The organism is Mycolicibacter senuensis (assembly GCF_002101885.1).
Classification (GTDB): Bacteria; Actinomycetota; Actinomycetes; order Mycobacteriales; family Mycobacteriaceae; genus Mycobacterium; species Mycobacterium senuense.
In genome coordinates this window covers 125,275-148,802 of the sequence record NZ_LQPS01000054.1, presented here as the reverse complement: position 1 = coordinate 148,802, position 23,528 = coordinate 125,275, and the positions used below count along the sequence as shown (strand labels likewise).

The window sequence follows — 23,528 nt, the reverse complement described above, 5'->3', positions numbered from 1 at the left end:
TCGCAGCATCCGGCATCGAACTGCAGTTTCACCACGCCATTCTTCCCTATCGGCGACGCCGCGTGCACAAGACCCGATTCCAGGAGTGCATTTTAATGGATCTAGACGGTTACCGTCGGTACCCAACAAGACCGCAGGTGGTCGTCGACCATGCCGGTGGCCTGCATCAACGCGTAGGCGGTCGTCGGTCCAACGAATCGGAACCCGCGCCGCTTCAATTCGCGCGCCATCGCCGTGGATTCCGGCGTGACGGCCGGAATTTCCGACAGCTCGGCGGGCCGGGGGCGCGCCGGCGGGGCGAATGACCACAACAGCTCCGCCAAATCGGTGGATCCCAGGGCGATGGTGGCCCGCGCATTGGCGATCGTCGCCTCGATCTTGGCCCGGTTGCGCACGATGCCGGCATCGGTCATCAGCCGGGCCACGTCGGCGTCGGTGTAGCGCGCGACGGTCTCGACATCGAAGTCGGCGAACGCGCGCCGGAAGTTCTCCCGCTTGCGCAGAATCACCAGCCACGACAGCCCGCTCTGGAAGGCCTCCAGGCTGATCCGCTCGAACAGTGCCGTCGTCTCACGCACCGGACGCCCCCACTCCCGGTCGTGGTAGTCGCGGTACAGCGCCGAACCATCGGACCAGGCACACCGCACCAGGCCGTCGTCGGTGGGGCCGGTCAATTCTGCCCCGACGGGTCCGCGGCGAGCGCCTGTGCCGCGGCGAGCTGCCCGCGCAGTTGGTCGAGTTCTGCGCCGAGGCGCTCCAGCACCCAGTCGACCTCGCCGGTGTGGTAGCCGCGCAGCACCTGGGAGAACTTCACCGCCTCGACGTCGGCGCCGGTGACCCCGGAGGCCGGCAGCATGGTCGCCGTCGTCGCCCGGGGCAGCGGCGGCAGCTGCTCACCCCGGCCGAACAGCACGCTGGCCACCCCGAACAGCAGCAGCGCGATCAGGACGAGCACCACGAGATACAGCAACACCAGTGTCACGGGATCGATAGTGCCTCATTCGACCGCACGCGTGTGTTCAGCGCTGGCGCAACGTGTTCATCGGCGGCCGGTCCACCAGCGACAGCGGCGTGGTGCGCGGCAGGTAGTCGGTACCGTCGGGACCGGCGGCGAAGAACTGGGTGAGCCCGACACCGGAGTCGGGGACGCCGCACCGCGACAGCAGGGTGGCCACGACTTGCCGGCTCATCACGGCCAGCTCGGCCAGCGGGCGGTTGCGGTGCGCCCGCACCCCCAGGTTGACCTGGGCGATCGCATCCAGGCCCAACCGGTCATAGGTGTCGATCAACAGGCCGATCTCCACGCCGTAGCCGGGCGCGAACGGCACCGACGCCAGCAGCTCGCGACTGCCCGCGTACTCACCGCCCAGCGGCTGCAGCACGGCGCCCAGGTCGGGCCGCAGCGCGGTCAGCAGTGGCCGGGCGACCAACTCGGTGACCCGGCCGCCACCGGTGGCGTCCTCGGTGCCGTTGACCTTCAGCGGCCGCCGGTAGAAGCCCTTGACCAGGTGGACGTTGTCGCCGGTGAGCAGTGGGCCGACCAGGTTGGGCACGAACATCGGGTCGGGGTCGATGAGGTCGGAGTCCACGAACACCACGATGTCGCCGCTGGTCGCGGCCAGCGAGCGCCACAGCGCTTCGCCCTTGCCGGGCTGCGGGGGCACCTCGGGGACGGCCTGTTCGCGGCTGACGACGCGGGCCCCCGCGGCGATGGACCGGATCTCGGTGTCGTCGGTGGAGCCGGAGTCGAGCACGATCAGTTCGTCGACCAGGTTGTCGAGCAGCGGGGTGATGCTGTCGATGACCGATTCGATGGTGGCCTGCTCGTTCAGCGCGGGCAGCACCACCGAGACGGTGCGCCCGGTCTCGGCCTTGGCCGCCACCAGCTCGGCGACCGTCCAGTCCGGACGGTTCCAGGTGCGCCCGGCCAGCCGGGTGTCACCCAGCCCCGCGACCAGGTCGGTCATGCAAGTCCCCTTACTGTGCGGGTCGGCGCCCGCACGCCCTGGATGGATGCCACCATCTCCAGGACGCGCCGGGTCGGCCCGACCTCGTGCACCCGGAACATCCGGGCTCCGGCGGCCGCCGCCAGTGCGGTGGCCGCCAGCGTTCCCTCCAGTCGTTCGGTCAGACCCACACCGAGAGTCTCCCCGATGAAGTCTTTGTTGGAGAGCGCCATCAGTACCGGCCATCCGGTAGCGACCAGCCTCTCCGTGTGTCGCAACAACGCTAGCCCGTGGAAGGTGTTCTTGCCGAAATCATGGGTGGGGTCGATCAGCACCTTCTCGCGTGGCACCCCGGCCGCCACCGCCCGCTGGGCGGCCGCGCTGACCTCGCCGATCACCGCGTCCACCACGCCGTCCACGCCTGTGCCGTAGCGCACCCGGAACGGGCGGGTCCGCGGCGCCGCGCCGCCGGTGTGCGAGCAGACCAGGCCGACACCGAACTCCGCGGCGACGGCCGGCAGCTGCGGGTCGACACCACCCCAGGTGTCGTTGATCAGGTCGGCGCCGGCCGCGCAGGCGCGTTTGGCCACCTCCGAGCGCCAGGTGTCGACACTGATCAGCTGGTCGGGGTAGGCGCCGCGCAGCCAGTCGATGAAGGGAACCACCCGGGCGGTCTCGGCGTCGGCGTCGACGGTCTGCCCCGGCCCGGCCTTGACCCCGCCGATGTCGATGACGTCCGCCCCCTCGGCCACCGCCTGATGCACCGCCGCCTTGGCCGCCTCGTCGTCGAAGGTGGCGCCGGCGTCGTAGAAGGAGTCCGGGGTGCGGTTGATGATCGCCATGATCAGCGCGCGATCGGCCGCCACCGGGCGACCGCAGAGGGTGGACTGCACGGTTCTATGTTGCCTGGTGGTCTGATGCGGCGACGCGATGGTCGACCCTGACCCGCCGAAACCGGCCTCAGCCCCGCGGTCGCTTCCCGGCGGCCACTTCCCCGGGATACTCGGCGTAGTAGGGCACATAACCCTCGTCGCGACCGGCCAGCACGTACAGCGGGTCGTCGATGCCGGCGTCACCGGCGCCGTAGCCCTGCTCCCGCAACTCCACCTTGCGGCTCTTGAACGTGGTGGTGTGCGCCATCGTTTCCACCAGCCGCACGAACAACGGAACCGCATACGACGGCAGCCGGTCGTAGACGGTGCCCGCCAGCCCGGCCCCGTCGAACGACGCACCGTCGCGCAGTTTGACCGCGGCCATCCCGGCCCGGCCACCGGTGTCGGGCACCTCGACGCCGTAGACGGCGCAGTCCTCGACCGATTCGTCGGCGGACAACGCGGCCTCGACCTGGGTGGTGGCGACGTTCTCGCCCTTCCACCGGAAGGTGTCGCCGAGCCGGTCGACGAACGCGGCGTGGCCCATGCCCTGCGGGCGCATCAGGTCACCGGTGTTGAACCAGCAGTCCCCGTCCCGGAAGGCGTTGCGCACCAGCTTCTTCTCGTTGGCCTCCGGGTCGGTGTAGCCGTCGAACGGCGAAAGCCTGTTCACCGGGCTCAGCAGCAGCCCGGGTTGCCCCGACGGCACCCGGCGCACCCAGCCGTCCTCGCCGCGCACCGGTTGCCCGGTGTCGTGGTCGTACTCCACGTAGGCCAGCGGCAGCGGGTACAACCCGGTGCTGCGCGGCACGTTGAACACGTTGAGGAACGCACTGTTGCTCTCGCTGGCGGCGTAGAACTCGCAGACCCGCTTGATGGCGAACCGGTCGGTGAACTCGTCCCAGATCTCCGGCCGCAACCCGTTGCCGGCGATCACCCGCACCTTGTGCGCCCGGTCGGTCGGCTTGGCCGGCTGGTTGAGCAGATACCGGCAGACTTCGCCGATGTAGACGAACGCGGTGGCGTCGGCGGCGATGACCTCGTCCCAGAAGCGCGAGGCGGAGAACGATTTGCCCAGCGCCAGTGTCGCGCCGGAGTTGAGCACCGCGGACACCGCGACCGTCAGCGCGTTGTTGTGGTACAGCGGCAGGCAGCAGTACAGCGTGTCGCTGCCGCGCAACCGCAGCCCGATTCCGCCGAAGGTGGCCAGCGCCCGCAGCCACCGGTAATGGGTCATCACACTGGCCTTGGGATAGCCGGTGGTGCCGGAGGTGAAGATGTAGAACGCGGTGTCCTTGGCCAGCACCGCCTCGACCGACGCCGGGTTGTCGGCGGGTGCGCCGGCCGCCAGCCGCTCGAACTCCTCGATGGTGACCGGCTCGGCGGTCGCGCCGCTGTCGTGCACGGCGCTGACCAGATCCGACTCGGCGACCAGCAATTTGGCCTCCAGCAGGCCCAGGCTGTGGGCCAGCACGTCACCGCGCTGGTGGTAGTTGACCATCCCGGCGACCGCGCCGCATTTGACGACGGCCAGCATCATCAGCACCGCATTGGGCGAGTTGCGCAGCATCACTCCGACGACGTCGCCGTGGCCGACGCCGCGAGCGGCCAATACCGCGGCAAAGCGGTTGACGGTCGCGTTGGCCTCCCGGTAGGTCAGCTGCTGCTCACCGAACCGGATGAAGACGCGGTCGGCGTGCTTGGCGGCGCGGTCCTGGAAGACCTTGCCGATCGACGCCGTGGAAGTGGGTCGGGCCAGCAGGCCGGTCCGCATCCCGCGCAGCATCGCCGGCATGTCGGCGACGAGCACCGGCAGCCGAGTCGCGATGTCGGTCAGCCCGATGCGGGCCCCGGAATTGTGATCGGACACGCTATCCCCTCGGGGTCGGCAGGTGCTGAAGACAGCCCAGCTTAATCGGTACCGGCAGTACCGGGTGCGCAGGCGTCCAGTGCCGTCTCGAGTTCGTCGACCACCAGCAGTCGGTCCATCGCGCGCTGCGACACGAATCCGGCGTCGAGCAGCCCCGCCATCCAGGCCCACAGCCCCGCGTAGTGGCCGTCGGGATCGAGCAGCACGACCGGTTTGTCGTGCAGTCCCAGATACCGGCCGGTCCACGTCTCGAACAGTTCCTCGAGCGTGCCGATCCCGCCGGGCAGGGTCAGGAACGCGTCCGCGCGTTCGTCCATGACCTGTTTGCGCTCGCGCATGGTGTCGGTGACGATCAGCTCGTCGGATTCGACGTCGGCCACCTCGCGGTGCAGCAACGCCTTGGGGATCACCCCGACGGTCCGGCCACCGTGCTGGCGGACGGCCACCGCCAGTGCGCCCATCGCCGAGATGTTGCCGCCGCCCCACACCAGCGTCCAGCCCCGTTGCGCGATCGCTGCGCCGACCTTGGCGGCCAGAGCCAGCAGCGCCGGGTCGGTCGGGCCGGACGCACAGTAGACGCACACCGCCCATTCGCTGCCCTGCACACCCGAAAGGCTATCCGGCGGGTAGCTCAGACCGTAAAATCTCCGCGATGCCGATCCGGTGGAACGTCCCCGAGCATGCGGCCGCCCTGCACCGGCTCACCGAAGCGCTCGACGCAGACGGGGTCCGCGCGGGTGCGGTCGTGCTCGGCCCCGACGGCTGCGGCAAGTCCACCCTGGCCCGGCTCGCCGCCGAGGACCGCGCCCGCCGGCACCCGGCGACCCGCGTCCGCTGGGTGATCGGCACCCCCGCCGAGCGCACGGTGCCGTTCGGCGCCCTGACCCATCTGATCCGGGTCTCCGACATCGGCAAGCCCGCCGCGCTGCTGCGGGCGGCACGCGAATCGCTAGCCGAGGAGGATCGGGACGGCGGCGAGCTGCTGCTGGTGGTCGACGACGCACATCAGCTCGACATCCTCTCGGCGACGCTGGTCTACCAGCTGGCGCTGACCGGCGCGGCCCGCATGATCATCACCGGGTGCGCCGACGCGGCGCCGGTTGCCGCCCCGCCCGTCGCCGCGCTGTGGGGCGACGAGTTGCTGGCCCGCATCGACATCGCGGCACCGGACGGGGCGACCCAAGCCGGCCACGACGTCGCTGATATCGAAGCCTTCGTGGCCGGGTTACCGGCCGCCGCGCGCGCGGTGCTGGACTACCTGGCGGTCATCGAGCCGCTGCCGCTGGCCGATCTGATCCGGCTCACCGGCGCCGACGCCGTCGGCCAGGCCGAAGAACTCGGCGCGGTCGAGATCCGCAGCCGCGGCGGTCACGGCCCGGACCCGGTGGTCTACACCGCCCACCCGCTGTTCGGCGAGCGGGCCCGCGATGCACTGGGCGGCCCGGAGGGCGAAGCCGCCCGCCGGTTGCGCACCGAGGCGATCGCAGTGCTGTCGGACCGGCCGTGCGAGCACGTCGGCGAACAGTTGCGGCTGGCGGCGCTGGCCGCCGACAGTGACGCGCCGCAGCCCGTCGCGGAGCTGCTGGGCGCCGCGCAGCAGGCGCTGCGACTGGGGGATCTGGAGCTGGGTGAGCGGCTGGCCCGCAGTGCCCTCGACCGGTCCGGGGCCCTACCGGCCCGGCTGGCGCTGGCTCACGCGTTGGGCTGGCAGGGCCGCGGGCGAGACGCCGACGCGGTGCTGTCCGCGGTCGACCCGGCCGGGTTGACCGAACCGGAGTTGATGGCCTGGGCGCTGCCGCGGGCCGCCAACCAGTTCTTCATGCTGGGCGAGCCCGAACGCGCCACCGCGTTCTTGGCCGCCACCCGCGGACGGGTTACCGGGGCGGGCCCGCGCATCACGTTGGACGCACTCGGTGCAACCTTCGCGATGAACGCCGGCAACCTGGGCCGCGCCGCCGAGGCCGCAGCCGCGGTGCTGGCCGATCCGGCCGCCGACGACATGGCGGTGGCCTGGGCGGGCAGCGCCGCGGCACTGTGCGCGGCGCGGGCCGGCCGGTTCGACGACGTCGGGCCGCCGGCGCGCCGCGCAACCGACGCCGAACATCCCGGCCTGCTGCGGTTCACCATCGGGCTGGCCGAGATCACCGTGCTGCTGATGACGGGCCGGCTCACCGAGGCACACGAAACCGCCCGGCAGTTCACCGATTTCGCCGAGCTGGCCCAGCCCGGACGGGCGATCGGCGAGGTGCTGGTGGCGCAGGTGCTGATCGCGGCAGGCGAATTCGACGCCGCGGCCGAGCTGCTGGCACCGGCCGCGGCGACCCTGGAGCGGACCGGGTATTCGTGGGGTCCGCTGTCGCTGACCCTGCTGGCCACCGCCCTGGCGCGGCAGTCCGACATCGCCGGAGCGGCGAAAGCGTTGAGCCGCGCGGAGTCCCGGCATGGAACCAAGTCGGCGCTGTTCGCCCCGGAGTTGGGCATGGCGCGCGCCTGGCAGCGGGCCGGGATGCGCGACCGACACGGCGCGGTCACCGCTGCCCGTGACGCCGCCCGGATGGCCGAGCGCAGCGGACAGTTCGCGGTGGCGCTGCAGGCCTGGCAGGTGGCGGTCCAGCTCGGTGATGCCCGGGCCTTCGACCCGCTGGCCCGGCTGTGCGACGAGGTCGACTGCGCGTTCGGCCGGACCGCGCTGGCCGCGGCCCGGGCTAACCCGTGAGGAACCGCCGCAGCAGATCGGTTACCGCGCTGATCTGGGCGACCGGGACCCGCTCGTCGACGCAGTGGGCCAGGTTGGGGTCGCCGGGCCCGTAGTTGACCGCGGGAACGCCGCGGGCGGCGAACCGCGAGACGTCGGTCCAGCCGTACTTGGCCCGCACCTGCCCGTCGGCCGCGGCCACCAAGGCGGCCGCCGCGGGGGCGGTGAGCCCGGGCAGGGCGCCGGCGGCGACGTCGGTCTGTTCGATCGCGATGTCGAGCCCGTCGAACACCTCCCGGACATGGGTCAGCGCCTGCTCGGGCGAGCGGTCCGGCGCGAAGCGGAAGTTCACCGTGACACTGGCGGCGTCGGGGATCACGTTGCCGGCCACCCCGCCGTCGATACGCACCGCCGAGAGCCCCTCGCGGTAGACGCAGCCGTCGATGTCGACGCTGCGCGGCCGGTAGGCGGCGAGCCGGTCGAGCACCGCCCCCAGTTTGTGGATGGCGTTGTCGCCCAGCCAGGACCGCGCCGAATGCGCCCGGGTGCCGCCGGCGGTTATGACGACCCGCAAGGTGCCCTGACAGCCGGCCTCGATGAAGCCGCCGGTGGGCTCACCGAGGATGGCGAGGTCGGCCACCAGCCAGTCCGGCAGGTTGCGTTCGATGCGGTTCAACCCGTTGGCGGCCGCGTCGATCTCCTCGCAGTCATAGAAGACGCAGGTCAAATCGTGAGCCGGTTCGGCGATGGTGGCCGCCAGGTGCAGGAAGACAGCGTCGCCGGATTTCATGTCGACGGTGCCGCAGCCGTGCAGCACGTCGCCTTCGGCCCCGGTGGTGCGGCGGCTGGGCAGATTGCCGGCCGCCGGGACGGTGTCCAGGTGGCCGGCCAGCAGCACCCGGGTCGGCCGGCCCAGCCGGGTGCGGGCCAGCACCGCGGCGCCGTCGCGGATGATCTCGAAGCCCGAGGTTTGGGCCCGCAGCGCGGCCTCCACCTCGTCGGCGATGCGTGCCTCGTGCCGCGATTCACTGGGGATGTCGACCAGCGCCGCGGTCAGCGCAATCGGGTCGGAGTGCAGGTCCAGCACGGCCCCAGCGTAGCGGGCCGGGTAGCCTGACCGGCGTGACTGGAGCTTCGGGCGTCGGCGTCGCGACGCTGGCCGCAGACGGATCGGTTCTCGACACCTGGTTTCCCGCACCGGAGTTGGACGGCTCGGGTGACCCGGGCACCACTCGCTTGGCGGCTGCCGACGTGCCCGCCGATCTGGCTCACCTCTTTGAGCTGGTCGGCGCCGACGAGGACCGCGGCACCGAGACGGTGGCGGTGCGCACCGTGATCGGTTCACTGGCGGACAAGGCCGTCGACGCCTACGACGCCTACCTGCGGCTGCATCTGCTGTCGCACCGGCTGGTGGCGCCACACGGACTCAACGCCGACGGGTTGTTCGGTGTGCTGACCAACGTGGTGTGGACCAATCACGGTCCCTGCTCGGTCGAGGGTTTCGAGTCGGTGCGAGCCCGGCTGCGCCGCCGCGGTCCGGTCGCCGTCTACGGCGTGGACAAGTTCCCGCGGATGGTCGACTACGTGCTGCCGTCCGGGGTGCGCATCGCCGACGCCGACCGGGTACGCCTGGGCGCGCACCTGGCGTCGGGCACCACGGTGATGCACGAGGGGTTCGTCAACTTCAACGCCGGCACGCTGGGCACCTCGATGGTGGAGGGCCGTATCTCGGCGGGCGTGGTGGTCGGCGACGGCTCCGACGTCGGCGGCGGTGCGTCGATCATGGGAACCCTGTCCGGCGGTGGCACCCAGGTGATTTCGATCGGCCAGCGCTGCCTGCTGGGCGCGAACTCCGGCCTGGGCATCCCGCTGGGTGACGACTGTGTGATCGAGGCCGGCCTCTATGTCACCGCCGGCACCAAGGTCGCCATGCCCGACGGCACCACGGTCAAGGCCCGCGAGCTGGCCGGCGGCAACAACCTGTTGTTCCGGCGCAATTCGTCAACCGGGGCGGTCGAGGTCGTCGCCCGCGACGGTCAGGGCATCGCGCTCAACGAGGACCTGCACGCCAACTGAAGGGCGGCGATCAGACCCGTGCCGCCCCCTCGGCCACGGGCTCCGCGGTACTCGGTTGCGGCCAGGGCTGCGGACGCGGGCGCGGGCGCACGAGCTGCGGCCACCAGAACCAGCGTCCGAGCAGGGTGGCTATCGACGGTGTCATCAGGGACCGGACGATCAAGGTGTCGAACAGCAGGCCCAGTCCGATGGTCGTGCCGACCTGGCCGATCACGATCAATGCGCTCACGGCCATGGAGGCCATGGTGAAGGCGAACACCAGACCCGCCGCGGTGACCACGGCGCCGGTGCCGACCATGGCGCGGATGAGCCCGGTGTGCAGACCGGCGTGGATCTCCTCCCGGATGCGCGCGACCAGCAGCAGGTTGTAGTCGGCTCCGACGGCGAGCAGGATGATGACCGACATCGGCAGCACCATCCAGTGCAGCGGGATGCCGACGAGGTGTTGCCAGAGCACCACCGACAGACCGAACGCCGAGCCGAGACTGAGCACCACCGTGCCGACGATCACCGTTGCGGCGACCACGGCGCGGGTGAGGACCAGCATGATGATGAAGATCAGCACGAGTGCGGCCGCCCCGACGATCAGCAGGTCGAAGTTGGCGCCCTGCTGCATGTCGTGGAACATCGCCGCACTGCCGCCGAGGTAGATCCGGGCGCCTTCGAGCGGCGTTCCCTTGATGGCATCGGCCGCCGCGACCTTGAGCGGGTCGATGCGCGATGTTCCCTCGGGGGTCAACGGATCACCTTGGTGAATGATGGTGAACCGCACCGCATGTCCATCGGGTGACATGAACAGTTTGATGCCCCGCTTGAAGTCGGCGGTCTCGAAGGCCTCCGGCGGCAGGTAGAACGAGTCGTCGTTCTTGGCGGCGTCGAACGCCTCGCCCATCGCCGTGGAATTCTCCTGCATGGCCATGTTCTGGTCCTGCTGGGCCTTCTGCACCTGGTACTGGTTGAGCAGCGTCTGCTTCTGGTTTTTCATCGACTGGATCTGCGCCGGCATCACGGCGACCATCTGCGGCATCAGCTCGGCCATGCGTTGCATGTCGGGAACCAGGTCGTCGAAGTCGCCGGACATGGTGTCGATGCCGTCCAGGCTGTCGAAGACCGATCGCAGCGCCCAGCAGATGGGGATGTCGAAGCAGTGCGGCTCCCAGTAGAAGTAGTTACGGAACACCCGGAAGAAATCGTCGAAATCGGCCATGTGGTCCCGCATGTCGGAGATGTCGTCGGAGGTCTTCGCCATCTTGTCTGCCATCCGTTGCGACACCGCGGCCAGATCCGTCTGGATCCTCATCATCTCGGTCATCGAGTCGATGCTGGCCTGCAGGTCGTCGGCCTGACTGAGCAGGTTCTCCAGGTTGGTCTGCATGTAGTCGTTGTTCATCAGCGCGGCGGTACCGCTCTGGCCGATGGTGTAGGGGATCGTCGAGTGTTTGATCGGGTCACCGTCGGGGCGGGTGATGGTCTGCACCTGGGCGATACCGTGCACATTCTTGAGGGCCTTGGCGATCTTGTCGATCACCAGAAAGTCTGCCGGGTTGCGCAGATCCCGGTCGGTTTCGATCATCATCAGGTCCGGGTTCATCTTCGCTTCGGAGAAGTGCCGGGTCGCCGCCGCGTAGCCCACGTTCGCCGCGACGTCGTCGGGCAGGTAGATGCGGTCGTTGTAGCTCGTGTGGTAACCCGGCAGGGCCAGTAGGCCGATCAGCGACGCCGCGACGGCGACCACCAGGATCGCCCCCGGCCAGCGGACGGTCGAGGTGCCGACCCGGTGCCATCCGCGGGCCGCGCTGATGCGCTTGGGCTCCAGCACCCGGCCGAAGCGGCTGCACACCGAGATCACCGCGGGTCCCAGCGTCAGGGCTGCCGCCACCACGATCACCATCCCGATCGCCAGCGGGATACCCATCGTCTGGAAGTACGGCAGTCGGGTGAAGTGCAGACACAGCGTCGCCCCGGCGATGGTCAGCCCTGAGGCCAGCACCACGTGCGCCGTGCCGCCGAACATGGTGTAGTACGCGGATTCTCGGTCCTCACCGGCCTTGCGCGCCTCCTGGTATCGGCCGATCAGGAAGATCGCGTAATCGGTGGAGGCGGCGATCGCCAAGGTCACCAGCAGGTTGGTGGCGAAGGTCGTCAGGCCGAACAGGTTGTGGTAACCCAGGAATGCCACCGCCCCCCGGGCACCTGACAGCTCGAGTACGACCATGGCGAGCACGATCAGTGTGGTGATGACGGATCGGTAGACGGTCAACAGCATCACCGTGATCACGGCGAAGGTGAGCCGTTCGATGAGTTTCATACTCTCATCGCCGACGTGGTTCTGGTCGGTGCTGGTGGCCGCCGGCCCGGTGACGTAGGCCTTCACCCCGTCGGGGGCGGGGCCCTGGGATGCGATGTGGCGCACCGCATCCACCGACTCGTTCGCCAGCGTCTCACCCTGATCACCGGCGATGTAGACCTGAACGTAGGCGGCCTTGCCGTCGGCGCTCTGGGCGCCCTTGGCAGTCAGCGTGTCGCCCCAGAAGTCTTGCACATGCTGCACGTGGGCGGTGTCGGCGCGCAGGTCGCGCACCATCCGATCGTAGAAGTCGTGCGCCTGCGCGCCCAGGGGCTCGTCGCCTTCGAGCACCACCATCACCGAGCTGCTGGTGTCGTACTCTTCGAACACCTTGCCTACCCGCTTGGTGGCGATCATCGACGGCGCGTCGTTGGGGCTCATCGACACCGCGCGCAGCTTGCCGACTTCCTCCAGCTGCGGCACAACGATATTCAGGACGGCGATGAGGGCGATCCACGCCAGGATGATCGGCACAGCGAACCGCCGGATGAGCCGGGGAAGCAGCGGACGCTCGGCGTGGCGAGCCTGCGCGACGGCCTCGGGCGGCGTGTCGTCCGTCGGCGCGGTCATGCTGCCTTCACGAAGCAGAAGGTCTCGGCATTCACTCCGGTAGCGGTCCGTTCCTGTTTGATCTCGTCGTCGACGGTGACCCGGCAGCTGATGCTGTCGCCGTCGCTCTGGGCCAGGATGTTGGGCATGACCGAGGGCAAGGTGGTCTCCAGCGTCAGCGTCCAGGGCAGCGCCGCGCTCGCCACGCGCTGCGGCTTGCCTTCGAGATCCATGTAATTGATGACGGCGCTGCTGCCCGAGCCGAAGACTTCATAGGTGACGAACTTCGGGTTGAAGTCCTCGGCGTTATCCGAGGAGATGTCGGTCACCACGACGGGATGCGCACCGAACACCGTTCGCAGCTGGGCGACGGCGACGACACCCGCCGCCGCGGCGGTCACGATCAAGACGGGCAACCACACCCGGCCTAGCAGCCTTGTCATCGTCACCTTTCCCGATGTCGGCCCGGGGGCAGTCCTGCGGCTCTCCGAGTAGCCAAGCTAACTACATAAGTGGATGAAGTCAATCCGGTTTTTTGTTGCGCGCATTACACTCGGCCGATGTGAGCGCGAGTAACACAACGGGCCGCCCGCTGCGCAAGGACGCCGAGCGCAATCGCAAGCGGGTCTTGGAGGCCGCCCGAGATCTGTTTGCCCGCAAGGGCCTCGAACCCAATCTCAATGACGTCGCGCACCACGCGGGCGTGGGAGTAGGCACCGTGTACCGCAGGTTCGGCAGCAAGGAGGAGCTATTCGAGGCGATCTTCGCCGACGGCCTCCACCAGCTGGCCGACCTGGCGGAATCAGCTCTGCGCCAACCAGACCCATGGCAGGGGTTCGTGTGGTACGTCGAGCAGATGTGTCAGATCACCGCGACCGACCGCGGATTGCGGGAGATCGCCTTCAGCAAGAGCTACGGGGCCGATCGGGTGACCGCCGCCCAGGAGCGACTTGTTCCGATCCTGAAACGGCTCGTCGAGCGCGCACGGGCCGACGGCCGCCTGCGTCCCGAACTGTCCGATACCGACATGCCCATATTCGGGCTGCTGGCCGGCACGGTCAGCGAGTTCGCCGGCCACGTCGACGCAGACCTGTGGCGCCGCTATGTGGCCCTCCTCCTCGACGGGATGCGTTACCGCACCGACCAATTGCCGCTACCGGTGGCCGCGATGGACGACGACGCCGTCGACGCCGCGATGCGGACCTGGGAACCGGCGGGCCCCGGCGCTGACCGCCTCAGCACCCATCCCGACGGCGATTGAGCGTTCAGCCGGCGGTTACAGCATCGCGCTGCTGATCTTGTCGCTGTCCTTACCGATCGTCTTGCAGTAGGCGCTGACCGCCACCCGCGTCGCGGACAGCTCCATGTTGGACGGCTCGTTGCCGTTCTTGTCCTTGAGCATCTTGGAGACTTCCGAGCGCTGCTTCTCGTCGTCGTGGCTGTTGAACTCCTGGCAGGTGGTGTCGCCGCCCTTGTTGATGACCTTGCTGACCTCCGAGCAGCCACCGAGCAGCAGCGTCGCGCCGGCGAGGAGTGCGCCGGCGGCAAGAGTCCAAGTTTTCACGGGGCCCACCCTTCTGGTTTCCGGTTCGCGCAAGCGCGAGCCTACGGCAGCAATGCCTTCTTGAGTACCTTTCCCATTGCGTTGCGCGGCAGCGCATCCACCATCCGCACCTCGCGCGGGCGTTTGTGAGCCGACAACTGTCGGCCCACGTAGTCGATCAGCTCGTCGGATGTCGCCGTGTCGTTCGGGGCGGCGACAACGAACGCGACGATGCGCTGGCCCAGGTCGTCGTCGGGCAGTCCGACGACGGCCACCTCGGCCACCGCGGGATGCCCGAGCAGGGCGGTCTCGATCTCACCGGCGCCGACCCGGAACCCGCCGGTCTTGATCAGGTCCACCGATTCGCGGCCGACGATCCGGTGCATCCCGTCGGCGTCGATGACCGCGACGTCCCCGGTGCGGTACCAGCCGTCGGCGTCGAAGGCCGCCGCGGTCGCCTCGGGCAGGTTGAGGTAGCCGTCGAACAGTGTCGGTCCGCGCACCGCCAGCCGCCCGATGGTCGCTCCGTCGTGCGGGACCGGGTCGCCGTCCTCCCCGATGAGCCGGGTCTGCACGCCGTGCAGCGGCAGGCCCACCCATCCGGGTCTGCGTTCACCGTCGACGCGGGTGCTCACCGTGATCAGCGATTCGGTGCTGCCGTAGCGCTCGATGGGCTGGTGGCCGGTCCGGGCGACGAGCGCGTCGAACACCGGGACCGGCAGCGCCGCACTGCCCGAGACCAGCAGCCGGGCCGGCCGCAGCGCTTCGGCGGCACCGGCGTCGGCCACCACCCGCGACCACACCGTGGGCACCCCGAAATACAGCGTGCCGCCCAGTTCGGTGCAGGCCCGCGCGTAGGCCTGCGGCGTCGGCTTGCCGGTGTGCACGAAGCGGTTGCCGACCCGCAGCGATCCCAGCAGTCCCAACACCAGGCCGTGAACGTGATACATCGGCAGGCCGTGGACCAAGACGTCCTCGGGACTCCACTGCCAGGCCTGGGCCAGCGCGTCCAGGTCGGCGGCCAGCGCCCGCCGGCTCAGCTGCACACCCTTGGGCGGGCCGGTGGTGCCGGAGGTGTAGATGACCAGCGCGGCGTCGTCTTCGCCCGGCGGTTCGGGGAGGCTCGACGCACCGACGCCACGCCGCACCGGCACATGCGGCAGGCCGGCGAGTTCGTCGGGCCGCTCCCCCAGCCAGGCCTGCGCGTTCGAGTCACGCAGGATGTGGGCGCGTTCGGCGACGCCGACGTCGGCGGGGACCGGGACCACCGGCAACCCGGCGAGCAGGCAACCGGCGACGGCCAGCACGGTCGACACCGTCGGGGTGGCCAGCACCGCGACCCGCCCCGCGCCGCCGAGGTCTTCGAGCGCCGCCGCCGCCGCGGCCCTCAGGTCGGCCCGGCTGAGCGTGGTGTCATCGATGCGTACCGCATCGGCAATATCGTCGGCATGGGTATCCAGCGAGGTCAGCAGCACCAGGGGGACGTTACCGGTTACCGGCCCGGCCGGCCGTGGCCGCTCAGCCGGACAACCGGCCACCGCCGTAAGTGGTATCAACGAGTTTGTTCCATTAAATTTGTGGAGACGGCTTCACGAGAGGCACACCGATGCACGACCAGTCCGACCAGCGGCGCGGCGCCGAACGCGGCCGCCGGTTGCCGCGTAACCAGCAGCGGGAACGGGTGCTGCGGTTGGTCAGCTGCGCAACCGGCGCCGTGGATGCCTCCGAGATAGCCACCCAGATGGACTTGCACGTCACCACCGTGCGGTTCCACCTCGACGCACTGTGTGAGGACGGCTCGGTCGCGCGCACCCGGATCAAGCGGGACGGCGTCGGTCGCCCCCGCACCGGCTACGTCGCGGTGCGCGACCGGTTGGATTACCGGGGCCTCGCCGAGATCCTCGCGATGGAACTCGGCGACACCGCCGCCGAGCGCCGGGAGCGCGCCGAACGGGCCGGCCGGCGCTGGGCCGACCGGATCATGGCCCAGGACGGCTCCGGCGAGGCCGCTGACGCCGCCGAGTCGGGCACGACGGCACCGGCCCTCGCTGACCGCACCGGCCGGATCGCCGAGGCCTTCGAACGAATGGGGTTCGGCCCGGAGATCACCGCGCCGGCCGACGTCGACGACGGCCGCCGCGAGTGTGCGATCCGGCTGCACGCCTGCCCGGTCCGCGACCTGGCACGCTCCCATCCGGAGGTCAGCTGCGCCATGCACCTGGGTCTGCTGCGCGGACTGCTCAACACCGATGCCGACGACGAAAAGGCCGCACTGCACGCCGAGTTGGATCCGTTCGTCGAGCCGGAGTTGTGCATCGCCCGGGTCATCGGTCCCTGACCGGTCGCCGCAGCGGCTGACCTCGCCCACGATCAGTCGCGTGACGCGAGCGGCTCAGCGATCTCCCGGCGCCCGATGTGGAGCTCGTCGCGGAGCCGGGGCACCATGTGCGGATAGTGCAGTTCGAACGCCGGCCGCTCCGAACGGATCCGGGGCAGTTCGGTGAAGTTGTGCCGCGGCGGCGGGCAACTGGTCGCCCATTCCAGCGAGTTGCCGTAACCCCACGGGTCATCGACGGTCACCACCTCGCCGTAGCGCCAGCTGCGAAACACGTTCCACAAGAACGGCAGAACCGAGGCGGCCAGGATGAAGGCCCCGGCGGTGGAGACGATGTTGAACGGCTGGAACCCGTCGGTGCCCAGGTAGTCGGCGTAGCGGCGCGGCATCCCCATGTTGCCCAGCCAGTGCTGCACCAAAAACGCGGTGTGGAAACCGATGAACGTCAGCCAGAAATGCAGCCGGCCCAGCCGCTCGTCGAGCAACCGGCCGGTCATCTTCGGGAACCAGAAGTAGATCCCGGCGAACGTCGAGAACACGATGGTGCCGAACAGCACGTAGTGGAAGTGCGCCACCACGAAATAGCTGTCGTGGACGTGGAAATCCAGCGGCGGACTGGCCAGCATCACCCCGGTCAGCCCGCCCGCCAGAAACGTCACCGCGAACCCGAGCGAGAACAGCATCGGCGTCTCGAACGTCAACTGGCCCCGCCACATCGTGCCGATCCAGTTGAAGAACTTGATACCGGTCGGCACCGCGATCAGGAAGCTCATGAACGCGAAGAACGGCAACAGCACCGCGCCGGTGGCGAACATGTGGTGCGCCCACACCGCCGTCGACAGGCCGGCGATGCTCATCGTCGCGTACACCATCTGGCTGTAGCCGAACAGCGGCTTGCGGGCGAACACCGGGAAGATCTCGGTGACGATGCCGAAGAACGGCAACGCGACGATGTACACCTCGGGGTGACCGAAATACCAGAACAGGTGCTGCCACAGCAACGCTCCGCCGTTCGCCGCATCAAAGACGTTGCCGCCCAGGTGACGATCGACCGCCAGTCCGAGCAGGGCCGCGGTCAGCATCGGGAAGACGATCAGCACCAGAATCGAGGTGATCAGCACATTCCAGGTGAAGATCGGCATCCGGAACATCGTCATGCCGGGAGCGCGCATGCAGATCACCGTGGTGATCATGTTGACCGCGCCCAGGATCGTGCCCAGCCCGGAGAGCACCAGCCCCATGATCCACAGGTCGGCTCCCGCTCCGGGGGCGTGGATCGCCCCGCTCAGCGGCGAGTAGGCCGTCCACCCGAAATCCGCGGCGCCGCCCGGCGTCAGGAAGCCGGCGACGACGATCAGCCCGCCGAACAGATACAGCCAGTAACTGAAGGCGTTGAGCCGCGGGAAGGCCACGTCCGGCGCCCCGATCTGCAGCGGCAGCACCAGGTTGGCGAAGCCGAACACGATCGGGGTGGCATACAGCAGCAACATGATGGTGCCGTGCATGGTGAACAACTGGTTGTACTGCTCGTTGGACAGGAACTGCAGGCCGGGCGCGGCCAGCTCGGTGCGCATCAGCAGGGCCATCAGGCCGGCGATCAGAAAGAAGCTGAACGTGGTCACCATGTACAAGATGCCGATGAGCTTGTGGTCGGTGGTGGCGATGACCCGGTAGAGCAAGGCCCCTCGCGGGCCGCCTCGGGGCGGATACGGGCGCCGCGGTAACAGTTGCTTGCCGGGGATGCTCGTCAGGCTCACGCGGCACCCCGGCTGACCACGTCTGCCATCAGCACGCCTCCCGCCGAAGTCGTAGCCCCGTCGGCAGCGAGTGCCGGCCAGACCAGCGGATATAACGACCTATGGTACGGGAAATCCGCGCGATGTGTCGCCGCTCACCCCGCCGCGTAGGCGACGGCGACCTCCCCGGCCAGCCGGGCATTGGCCAGCACCAGCGCGACATTGGTCGCGACCGACGCGCCGCGGGTGCCGCGGTGGAAGTGGTCGAGCAGGAAGGGGGTGACCTCTTTGCCGCGAATCCCGGCTGCCGCCGCGGCGGCCAACCCGTCGGCGAGCACCCGGTCGTGCAGCGCGCGATCCAGTTCGGCGTCGGCGTCGACCGGATTGGCCAGAATCAGCCCGTAGCCCTCGGTGTGCACCCCGGCGCGGGCACGCAACACCGCGGCGGCCTGCGCCGCGGTGTGCACCTGCCAGTCGATCGGGAAACCGGAGTCGGCCAGGTAGAAGGCGGGGAACCGGGCGGTGCGGTACCCGATCACGCCCACCCCGAGTGTCTCCAGGCGCTCCAGCGTCGCACCGATGTCCAGGATCGACTTGACGCCCGAACACACCACCAGCACCGGTGTGCGCGACAGCGTCGTCAAATCCGCGGACTCGTCGAAGTTCTCGCGCGCCCCACGGTGTACGCCGCCCAGCCCGCCGGTGGCGAACACCGCGATGCCCGCCGCCGCGGCAAGGTGCGCGGTCGAGGCGACCGTGGTCGCGCCGTGGCCGCCGGTGGCGGCCAGCATCGCCAGGTCGCGGACGCTGACCTTGACCGCCGTTCCCGCGGTGGCCAGGTGGTGCAGCGCTTCGCCGTCCAGACCGATGTGCGGCTGGCCGCCGATGATCGCGATGGTGGCCGGTACCGCTCCCGTCGAGCGCACCGCCGTCTCGATCTCTCGGGCGACGCGCAGGTTGTCCGGGCGGGGCAATCCGTGGGTGATGATCGTGCTCTCCAGCGCCACCACGGCACGGCCTGCGGCCAGCGCATCGGCGACTTCGGGATGGACGCGCACCGTCTCACCTTATGGTGATCGGCAACCGCTTCGCGCCATCCGATCGTGTCGGGGCAGCCTGATAACGTCCGCGCCAGCCCATCAAGACTCCGGAGGTGCCGTGGCCGACCAGCGACGCAGGTGGCCGGGCTACGCCGTGGTTGCGGCGGCCCTGGTGATCGTCGCGCCGGCGACTCCCGCGCCGGCCGACCCGGTTGCGGCCGGCGCGGCCGACGGGCCGGCCGCTCTGGCCATGCTCGAGAGCCTGCCGATCAAGGGCCGCGCGCCCCGGACCGGCTATGACCGCGCCCTGTTCGGGCAGGCCTGGAGCGATGACGTCACGGTGCCCGGCGGGCACAACGGCTGCGACACCCGCAACGACATCCTGCGCCGCGATCTGGTCGACATCGAGATCAAGCCGGGAACGAACGATTGCGTGGTGCTCTCCGGGGTGCTCCACGATCCCTACACCGGTACGGCGATCCCCTTTCAGCGCGGCCGGGGCACCTCCCGGGCGGTGCAGATCGACCACGTCGTGGCGTTGTCGGACGCCTGGCAGAAGGGCGCTCAGCAGTTGGACGAGCCGACCCGCCGCAACTTCGCCAACGATCCGCTGAACCTGCAGGCCACCAGCGGTCCGATCAACTATCAGAAAGGTGACGGTGACGCCGCAACGTGGTTGCCGCCCAACAAGTCCTACCGCTGTGAGTACGTCTCGCGCATCGTGGAGGTGAAGTCCGGCTACGGCCTGTGGGTGACGCAGGCCGAACATGATGCGATCGCCCGCATCCTGACCGGCGAGTGCGGCGCGCCCGCCGGGGAACCGCTGGCCGCGCAGCCTTGACTCAGCGGCGTGCGGCCTCGGATTGCCGCCCGCTGTCCAACCGTTCCCGCGCCGCGGTGAACAAGGTGGCGCAGATGTCGGTGAGTTCGTCGGGAGCCTGTCGCCGGCCGGTCATCAGCCAGTCGACCAGGAGGTGGTTGACGGCGCCGACCAGCGCCACGGCGGTCAGCTGCTCACGTTCGGTCAACGGTTCGGGGCGCGAAGCCGCCCAGACGCCGGCGACGAGGTCGGCGAATTCGGCTAACACGCCGTGTCGCCGCTGCTCCATGGCCGGTGAGACGCCGACCACTTCGATCAACACGATCCGCGCTCGCCTCGGGTCATCGGTGAGGTAGCCGATGAATGCGCGCAGACCGGCCTGCGCCCGGTCGTCGACGTCGGCGTCGGCGGATTCGACGGCCGCCACCGTCGCCGCGCGGATCTGGCGAACGAGTTGGTCGTACACCTCGGCAAGTCCACTCTCGCGGTCGGTGAACGACTCGTAGAAATACCGCTCGGTCAGCCCGGCGAACTCGCAGATCTTCTTCACCGAACTGCCCGCGTAGCCCAGCGTGCCGAACACCTCCAGGCCGGCGTCGATGATTGCGGCACGGCGCTGGCTCGTGCGCTCCTGCGACGTCCGGCCCTGATATCTGCGGCCTGCCGGCACCGTTTTCTTGCCCGTCATCCCTGTGTACAGTAAAGTAACTAATTCTGACATGCATTCATGTCAGATGATGCCAGATCGTTCGAAGGACACAAGTTGCGCGCACGCCTTGCGGGGCAAGTCGTCGCGGTGACCGGCGGCGCCCGCGGGATCGGGCGAGAGATCGCCCGGCACCTCGCGACTGCCGGCGCCCGGGTCGCCATCGGAGACCGTGACCGCCATGCGCTGCGGGCCACCGCGGACGAGTTGGGGCCGGCCGTGCAGGGTTTCCCGCTCGACGTCACCGACGCCGCGTCATTCCGCGGCTTCCTGGATGCGGTCGAGTCACAATGGGGCCCCGTCGACGTGCTGGTGAACAACGCCGGCGTGCTGTGGGCGGGTGCATTCGACGAGGAGCCCGAATCGGCGACCCGACGCATGATCGACGTGAACCTGCACGGCGTCATCCGCGGAGTGCGCCTGGCGGCCCCGGCCATGCGGTCCCGCGGCCGCGGCCACATCGTGACGATCGCCTCGGCCGCCGCACGGCTGTCCCCACCGGGAGAGTCGACGTACGCGGCCACCAAGCACGGTGTGCGGGGCTATCTGACGGGTGTCCGCGAAGAACTACACGGCAGCGGTGTCCAGCTGTCGATGATCATGCCCGGCGTCGTCGACACCGAATTGGCGGCCGGCACCGCCAGCGGCGCGGCCCGACTGCTCACGCCCGACGATGTCGCACGCGCCGTGCTGCGAGTGATCGTCCGGCCCCGATTCGAACTGACCATCCCCGGCTACGTCGGCCCGCTCAGCCGCATCGCCGATCTGTTGCCGCAACGCACGCGGGATGCCGTCCTGCGCCGCTTGGTCCCCGATCAGGTCGCGGCGACACGGGAATCGTCCGTCCGCACCCGCTACGAATCCGAGTTCCTCGCCCCTACCGACACGGAGAACACCGATGACAACGCTTGAGCCCGCCTTGCTACGTCCCATCCCGGAATTCAACGGGGTCCACCAGATCTGGCCCCGCGGAGATCGCCTGGCGGCGGTCCGCGACGCCGCCCGCCGCTACCGGGAGCGGTTTCTGACTCAGGGGCAGATCCGGGCGATCAAAAGCGTCGACATCGCCGCGGCGCCCTACCCCGCCCGGTTCGCCTTCCAAGGCTATTCGGTCAACCTCAACCCGGTCATCTCCATCATCAACCGAATGATGGTGATCCAGTTCGACGGCTTCGACGGCAAACTCAAGACTCTGGTGTGGGAGCCGACGGTGGCCGCGGGTTCCGCGGAAGCGCCCTTTTACAACAAGTTCCAGAAGTTCGGGACCGCGCTGCACGTCGACCGCTTCTTTGTGAAGTACTACAACGATCCCGACCATGTACTGCCCCGCCTGGGCCTGGCCAACACCGACGTCGACTACGTCAGCTTCGATCATCTGCACGTCCAGGACGTGCGGATGATCATGGGCAGCACCGAACCGATCGAGGGCGAGGGCGAGCCGCGCAGTCCGCTGTTTCCCAACGCGAAGCTGCTGGTGCACCGCAAGGAGCTCGGCACGTTCGAATCGCTGCACCCGATGCAGTGGGCCTGGTACGTGGAGAACGGGATGGCCGGCGTTCCCGAAGACCGGCTCGAAGTCTTCGATGGAGACGTCGAGCTCGGTGTCGGCGTGAGCCTGCTGTGGACTCCCGGACACACCGACGGGAACCACTCGCTGTGCATCAACACCCCGGACGGAGTGTGGATCTCGTCGGAAAACGGAATGGCGCCGGACAATTGGCAGCCGGAACTGTCCAAGATCCCGGGTGTCAAGCAGCAGGCGGAGTTCTACGGCCGGGAGGTCGTGCTCAACAGCAACACCCTCGAGGACAGCCTCGACCAGTACGACTCGATGATCAAGGAGAAGACGATGGCCTCCCCCTCGCCGCGCGACCCGCGCTGGCTGCAGGTGCTGCCGTCGTCGGAATGTGCTGCGTGGAAGCGTCAGTGGCCGCTGATCCCGACCTTCTCCCACGGCGGGCTGAACTACGGCACCATCGTGGCACCGGAGCGATCGGCCTCGTGACCGGGGCCCCGATCGTCGAGCATCGCGCACCGAGCCCGGTGTCGGTGGTGCTGTATTGGCTCGCGCGGATCTTCCTCAAGCAGGTCTATCGGATCTGGCCGTTGGGGGACCGCGGGATTCGCGCGCTGCGGCTGATCGAAGCCACCTTCGGGCGACTGCCGAAATCGCGGCGGGTGCTGCACGGCCACAGCGTCCTCGGCGATGTCCCGGTCCGGACGTGCACGCCGTTGCGGCCCGCCGACGATGCGCTGGCCGGCGCCCATGTGCTGTTTCTGCACGGCGGCGCATTCCTGTTCTGCGGCCCGGGAACCCATCTCCGGCTCTGCAGCAGCCTGGCTGCAACGCTCGGGGTGCCGGTGCATTCCGTCCGGTACCGCCAGCTTCCCGAAGCCGGCGTGGGCACATCGGTCCGCGATGCCTACACCGCGTACCAGGCGCTGACCCGCGTCACGGCGCCGGCAAAGATCGTCCTGGCCGGTGACTCCGCCGGTGGTTTCCTGGCTGCCAAGATCTGCGAGCTGGCCCACCGTGACGGTCGCGAGCGCCCCGCCGCATTCGTCGGCTACTCCCCCCAACTGAGCCTGGACGCCGACCAACGCGATCCCGCGTTACTCAAACACGATGCCTACCAACCCCTGAGCGCGGTGCACCGGGCCAAGAGCAAGTGGCTGCGCGGCGACATCGAACTACCCGGTTTGCGCACACCCATCGACGCACCCGTCGCCGCGTTCCCGCCGGCATTCCTCACCGTCGCCGAACGAGAACTGCTGGAACACGACATCCTCGCCTTCACCGGTCGTCTCCACGATGCCGGCACCACGGTCCAGACCCATCGCTGGCGACGCGGTGTCCACGCCTTTCCGGTGCTCACCGGCCTACTCCCGGAAGGCCGCGAAACCGTGGCCCTGACCGCCCAGTTCCTTCGCGCAGCCTTCGATTCCAGCGCCGCGGCGGTCCGGCAGAGCCGGGACGATCAGCCGGCGTGACC

General features: G+C 69.2%; 22 protein-coding genes. 8 read left to right on the top strand and 14 right to left on the bottom strand.

Annotated elements, in window-relative coordinates; translation table 11 throughout:
• Positions 1-101: 101 nt before the first annotated feature.
• The 6 genes from AWC24_RS20795 to log all read right to left on the bottom strand — a co-directional run bounded on the left by AWC24_RS20795 (position 102) and on the right by log (position 5,293).
• A complete protein-coding gene (locus AWC24_RS20795; protein ID WP_085088903.1) occupies positions 102-674 on the bottom strand; it encodes a DNA-3-methyladenine glycosylase I in 573 nt (190 codons plus the stop codon).
• Entirely contained in the window at positions 671-982 is a 312-nt protein-coding gene (locus tag AWC24_RS20790; protein WP_085088902.1) for a DivIVA domain-containing protein, read from the bottom strand. The genes AWC24_RS20795 and AWC24_RS20790 overlap by 4 nt, the downstream gene beginning before the upstream one ends.
• A gap of 37 nt (positions 983-1,019) precedes the next feature.
• A complete protein-coding gene (locus tag AWC24_RS20785; RefSeq protein ID WP_085088900.1) occupies positions 1,020-1,967 on the bottom strand; it encodes a glucosyl-3-phosphoglycerate synthase in 948 nt (315 codons plus the stop codon).
• Complete coding sequence (folP, locus tag AWC24_RS20780; RefSeq protein ID WP_234807464.1) at positions 1,964-2,788, bottom strand: dihydropteroate synthase; 825 nt, start codon at positions 2,786-2,788, stop codon at positions 1,964-1,966. Before folP ends, AWC24_RS20785 begins: the two co-directional genes overlap by 4 nt.
• Before the next feature lie 118 nt (positions 2,789-2,906).
• Positions 2,907-4,688 carry a long-chain-acyl-CoA synthetase FadD6 gene (fadD6, locus tag AWC24_RS20775; protein ID WP_085088896.1) on the bottom strand — a complete coding sequence of 594 codons (1,782 nt, stop codon included), beginning with the start codon at positions 4,686-4,688 and terminating at the stop codon, positions 2,907-2,909.
• 41 nt (positions 4,689-4,729) lie between these two features.
• Positions 4,730-5,293: a cytokinin riboside 5'-monophosphate phosphoribohydrolase gene (gene log / locus AWC24_RS20770; RefSeq protein ID WP_085088894.1), complete on the bottom strand. Its 564-nt coding sequence runs from the start codon at positions 5,291-5,293 to the stop codon at positions 4,730-4,732.
• A gap of 47 nt (positions 5,294-5,340) precedes the next feature.
• Here log and AWC24_RS20765 point away from each other — a divergent pair, with 47 nt between their 5' ends.
• Positions 5,341-7,404 carry an AAA family ATPase gene (locus tag AWC24_RS20765; protein WP_085088892.1) on the top strand — a complete coding sequence of 688 codons (2,064 nt, stop codon included), beginning with the start codon at positions 5,341-5,343 and terminating at the stop codon, positions 7,402-7,404.
• Here the strand turns inward: AWC24_RS20765 and dapE are convergent.
• Entirely contained in the window at positions 7,394-8,470 is a 1,077-nt protein-coding gene (dapE, locus tag AWC24_RS20760; protein WP_085088891.1) for a succinyl-diaminopimelate desuccinylase, read from the bottom strand. The two genes, AWC24_RS20765 and dapE, sit on opposite strands and share 11 nt — an antisense overlap.
• Positions 8,471-8,496: 26 nt before the next feature.
• On the opposite strand from dapE, the gene dapD reads away from it, so the two are divergent.
• Positions 8,497-9,459 (top strand): 2,3,4,5-tetrahydropyridine-2,6-dicarboxylate N-succinyltransferase, encoded by a 963-nt coding sequence (gene dapD, locus AWC24_RS20755; RefSeq protein WP_109560595.1) that lies wholly within the window; start codon positions 8,497-8,499, stop codon positions 9,457-9,459.
• 10 nt (positions 9,460-9,469) lie between these two features.
• Here dapD and AWC24_RS20750 read toward each other — a convergent pair whose 3' ends face one another.
• A complete protein-coding gene (locus AWC24_RS20750) occupies positions 9,470-12,376 on the bottom strand; it encodes an MMPL/RND family transporter (protein WP_085088887.1) in 2,907 nt (968 codons plus the stop codon).
• Entirely contained in the window at positions 12,373-12,798 is a 426-nt protein-coding gene (locus AWC24_RS20745) for an MmpS family transport accessory protein (protein ID WP_085088885.1), read from the bottom strand. Before AWC24_RS20745 ends, AWC24_RS20750 begins: the two co-directional genes overlap by 4 nt.
• A 119-nt stretch (positions 12,799-12,917) precedes the next feature.
• On the opposite strand from AWC24_RS20745, the gene AWC24_RS20740 reads away from it, so the two are divergent.
• Positions 12,918-13,616, top strand: coding sequence for a TetR/AcrR family transcriptional regulator (locus AWC24_RS20740; RefSeq protein ID WP_085088883.1), 699 nt, complete (start codon positions 12,918-12,920; stop codon positions 13,614-13,616).
• A gap of 15 nt (positions 13,617-13,631) precedes the next feature.
• On the opposite strand, the gene AWC24_RS20735 is transcribed toward AWC24_RS20740, so the two are convergent.
• Entirely contained in the window at positions 13,632-13,919 is a 288-nt protein-coding gene (locus AWC24_RS20735) for a hypothetical protein (RefSeq protein WP_085088881.1), read from the bottom strand.
• Between the two features lie 41 nt (positions 13,920-13,960).
• Positions 13,961-15,373 (bottom strand): acyl-CoA synthetase, encoded by a 1,413-nt coding sequence (locus AWC24_RS20730; protein WP_085088879.1) that lies wholly within the window; start codon positions 15,371-15,373, stop codon positions 13,961-13,963.
• A 131-nt stretch (positions 15,374-15,504) separates the two neighbouring features.
• On the opposite strand from AWC24_RS20730, the gene AWC24_RS20725 reads away from it, so the two are divergent.
• Positions 15,505-16,236, top strand: a complete 732-nt coding sequence (locus tag AWC24_RS20725) for a helix-turn-helix transcriptional regulator (protein WP_085088877.1) — start codon at positions 15,505-15,507, stop codon at positions 16,234-16,236.
• A 32-nt stretch (positions 16,237-16,268) separates the two neighbouring features.
• On the opposite strand, the gene ctaD is transcribed toward AWC24_RS20725, so the two are convergent.
• Together ctaD and AWC24_RS20715 are read right to left on the bottom strand one after the other, a co-directional pair.
• Positions 16,269-17,990: an aa3-type cytochrome oxidase subunit I gene (gene ctaD / locus AWC24_RS20720; RefSeq protein WP_085088875.1), complete on the bottom strand. Its 1,722-nt coding sequence runs from the start codon at positions 17,988-17,990 to the stop codon at positions 16,269-16,271.
• Between the two features lie 134 nt (positions 17,991-18,124).
• The gene (locus AWC24_RS20715) at positions 18,125-19,027 is read right to left on the bottom strand and encodes a pseudouridine-5'-phosphate glycosidase (protein WP_085088873.1); all 903 of its coding nucleotides are present in this window, start codon (positions 19,025-19,027) and stop codon (positions 18,125-18,127) included.
• 136 nt (positions 19,028-19,163) lie between these two features.
• Between AWC24_RS20715 and AWC24_RS20710 the strand changes: the two genes are divergently transcribed.
• Positions 19,164-19,850, top strand: coding sequence for an HNH endonuclease family protein (locus tag AWC24_RS20710; protein ID WP_407663450.1), 687 nt, complete (start codon positions 19,164-19,166; stop codon positions 19,848-19,850).
• 1 nt (position 19,851) lies between these two features.
• On the opposite strand, the gene AWC24_RS20705 is transcribed toward AWC24_RS20710, so the two are convergent.
• Positions 19,852-20,517: a TetR/AcrR family transcriptional regulator gene (locus tag AWC24_RS20705; RefSeq protein ID WP_085088869.1), complete on the bottom strand. Its 666-nt coding sequence runs from the start codon at positions 20,515-20,517 to the stop codon at positions 19,852-19,854.
• Positions 20,518-20,592: 75 nt separating this feature from the next.
• On the opposite strand from AWC24_RS20705, the gene AWC24_RS20700 reads away from it, so the two are divergent.
• From AWC24_RS20700 to AWC24_RS20690, 3 genes are read left to right on the top strand one after another with little or no spacing between them, the layout of a single operon-like run.
• The gene (locus AWC24_RS20700; protein WP_234807454.1) at positions 20,593-21,447 is read left to right on the top strand and encodes an SDR family oxidoreductase; all 855 of its coding nucleotides are present in this window, start codon (positions 20,593-20,595) and stop codon (positions 21,445-21,447) included.
• Positions 21,434-22,540: an MBL fold metallo-hydrolase gene (locus tag AWC24_RS20695; RefSeq protein ID WP_085088865.1), complete on the top strand. Its 1,107-nt coding sequence runs from the start codon at positions 21,434-21,436 to the stop codon at positions 22,538-22,540. The genes AWC24_RS20700 and AWC24_RS20695 overlap by 14 nt, the downstream gene beginning before the upstream one ends.
• Positions 22,537-23,526 carry an alpha/beta hydrolase gene (locus AWC24_RS20690; RefSeq protein WP_163705382.1) on the top strand — a complete coding sequence of 330 codons (990 nt, stop codon included), beginning with the start codon at positions 22,537-22,539 and terminating at the stop codon, positions 23,524-23,526. Before AWC24_RS20695 ends, AWC24_RS20690 begins: the two co-directional genes overlap by 4 nt.
• Positions 23,527-23,528: the final 2 nt, after the last annotated feature.

What these genes read in the sequence shown, in the direction of transcription:
- AWC24_RS20750 (WP_085088887.1), bottom strand. Translation starts at nt 12,376, where the DNA reads ATGACCGCGCCGACGGACGACACGCCGCCCGAGGCCGTCGCGCAGGCT.
- AWC24_RS20705 (WP_085088869.1), bottom strand. Translation starts at nt 20,517, where the DNA reads ATGACGGGCAAGAAAACGGTGCCGGCAGGCCGCAGATATCAGGGCCGG.
- folP (WP_234807464.1), bottom strand. Translation starts at nt 2,788, where the DNA reads ATGGCGATCATCAACCGCACCCCGGACTCCTTCTACGACGCCGGCGCC.
- AWC24_RS20785 (WP_085088900.1), bottom strand. Translation starts at nt 1,967, where the DNA reads ATGACCGACCTGGTCGCGGGGCTGGGTGACACCCGGCTGGCCGGGCGC.
- AWC24_RS20725 (WP_085088877.1), top strand. Translation starts at nt 15,505, where the DNA reads ATGCACGACCAGTCCGACCAGCGGCGCGGCGCCGAACGCGGCCGCCGG.
- AWC24_RS20745 (WP_085088885.1), bottom strand. Translation starts at nt 12,798, where the DNA reads ATGACAAGGCTGCTAGGCCGGGTGTGGTTGCCCGTCTTGATCGTGACC.
- AWC24_RS20765 (WP_085088892.1), top strand. Translation starts at nt 5,341, where the DNA reads ATGCCGATCCGGTGGAACGTCCCCGAGCATGCGGCCGCCCTGCACCGG.
- AWC24_RS20695 (WP_085088865.1), top strand. Translation starts at nt 21,434, where the DNA reads ATGACAACGCTTGAGCCCGCCTTGCTACGTCCCATCCCGGAATTCAAC.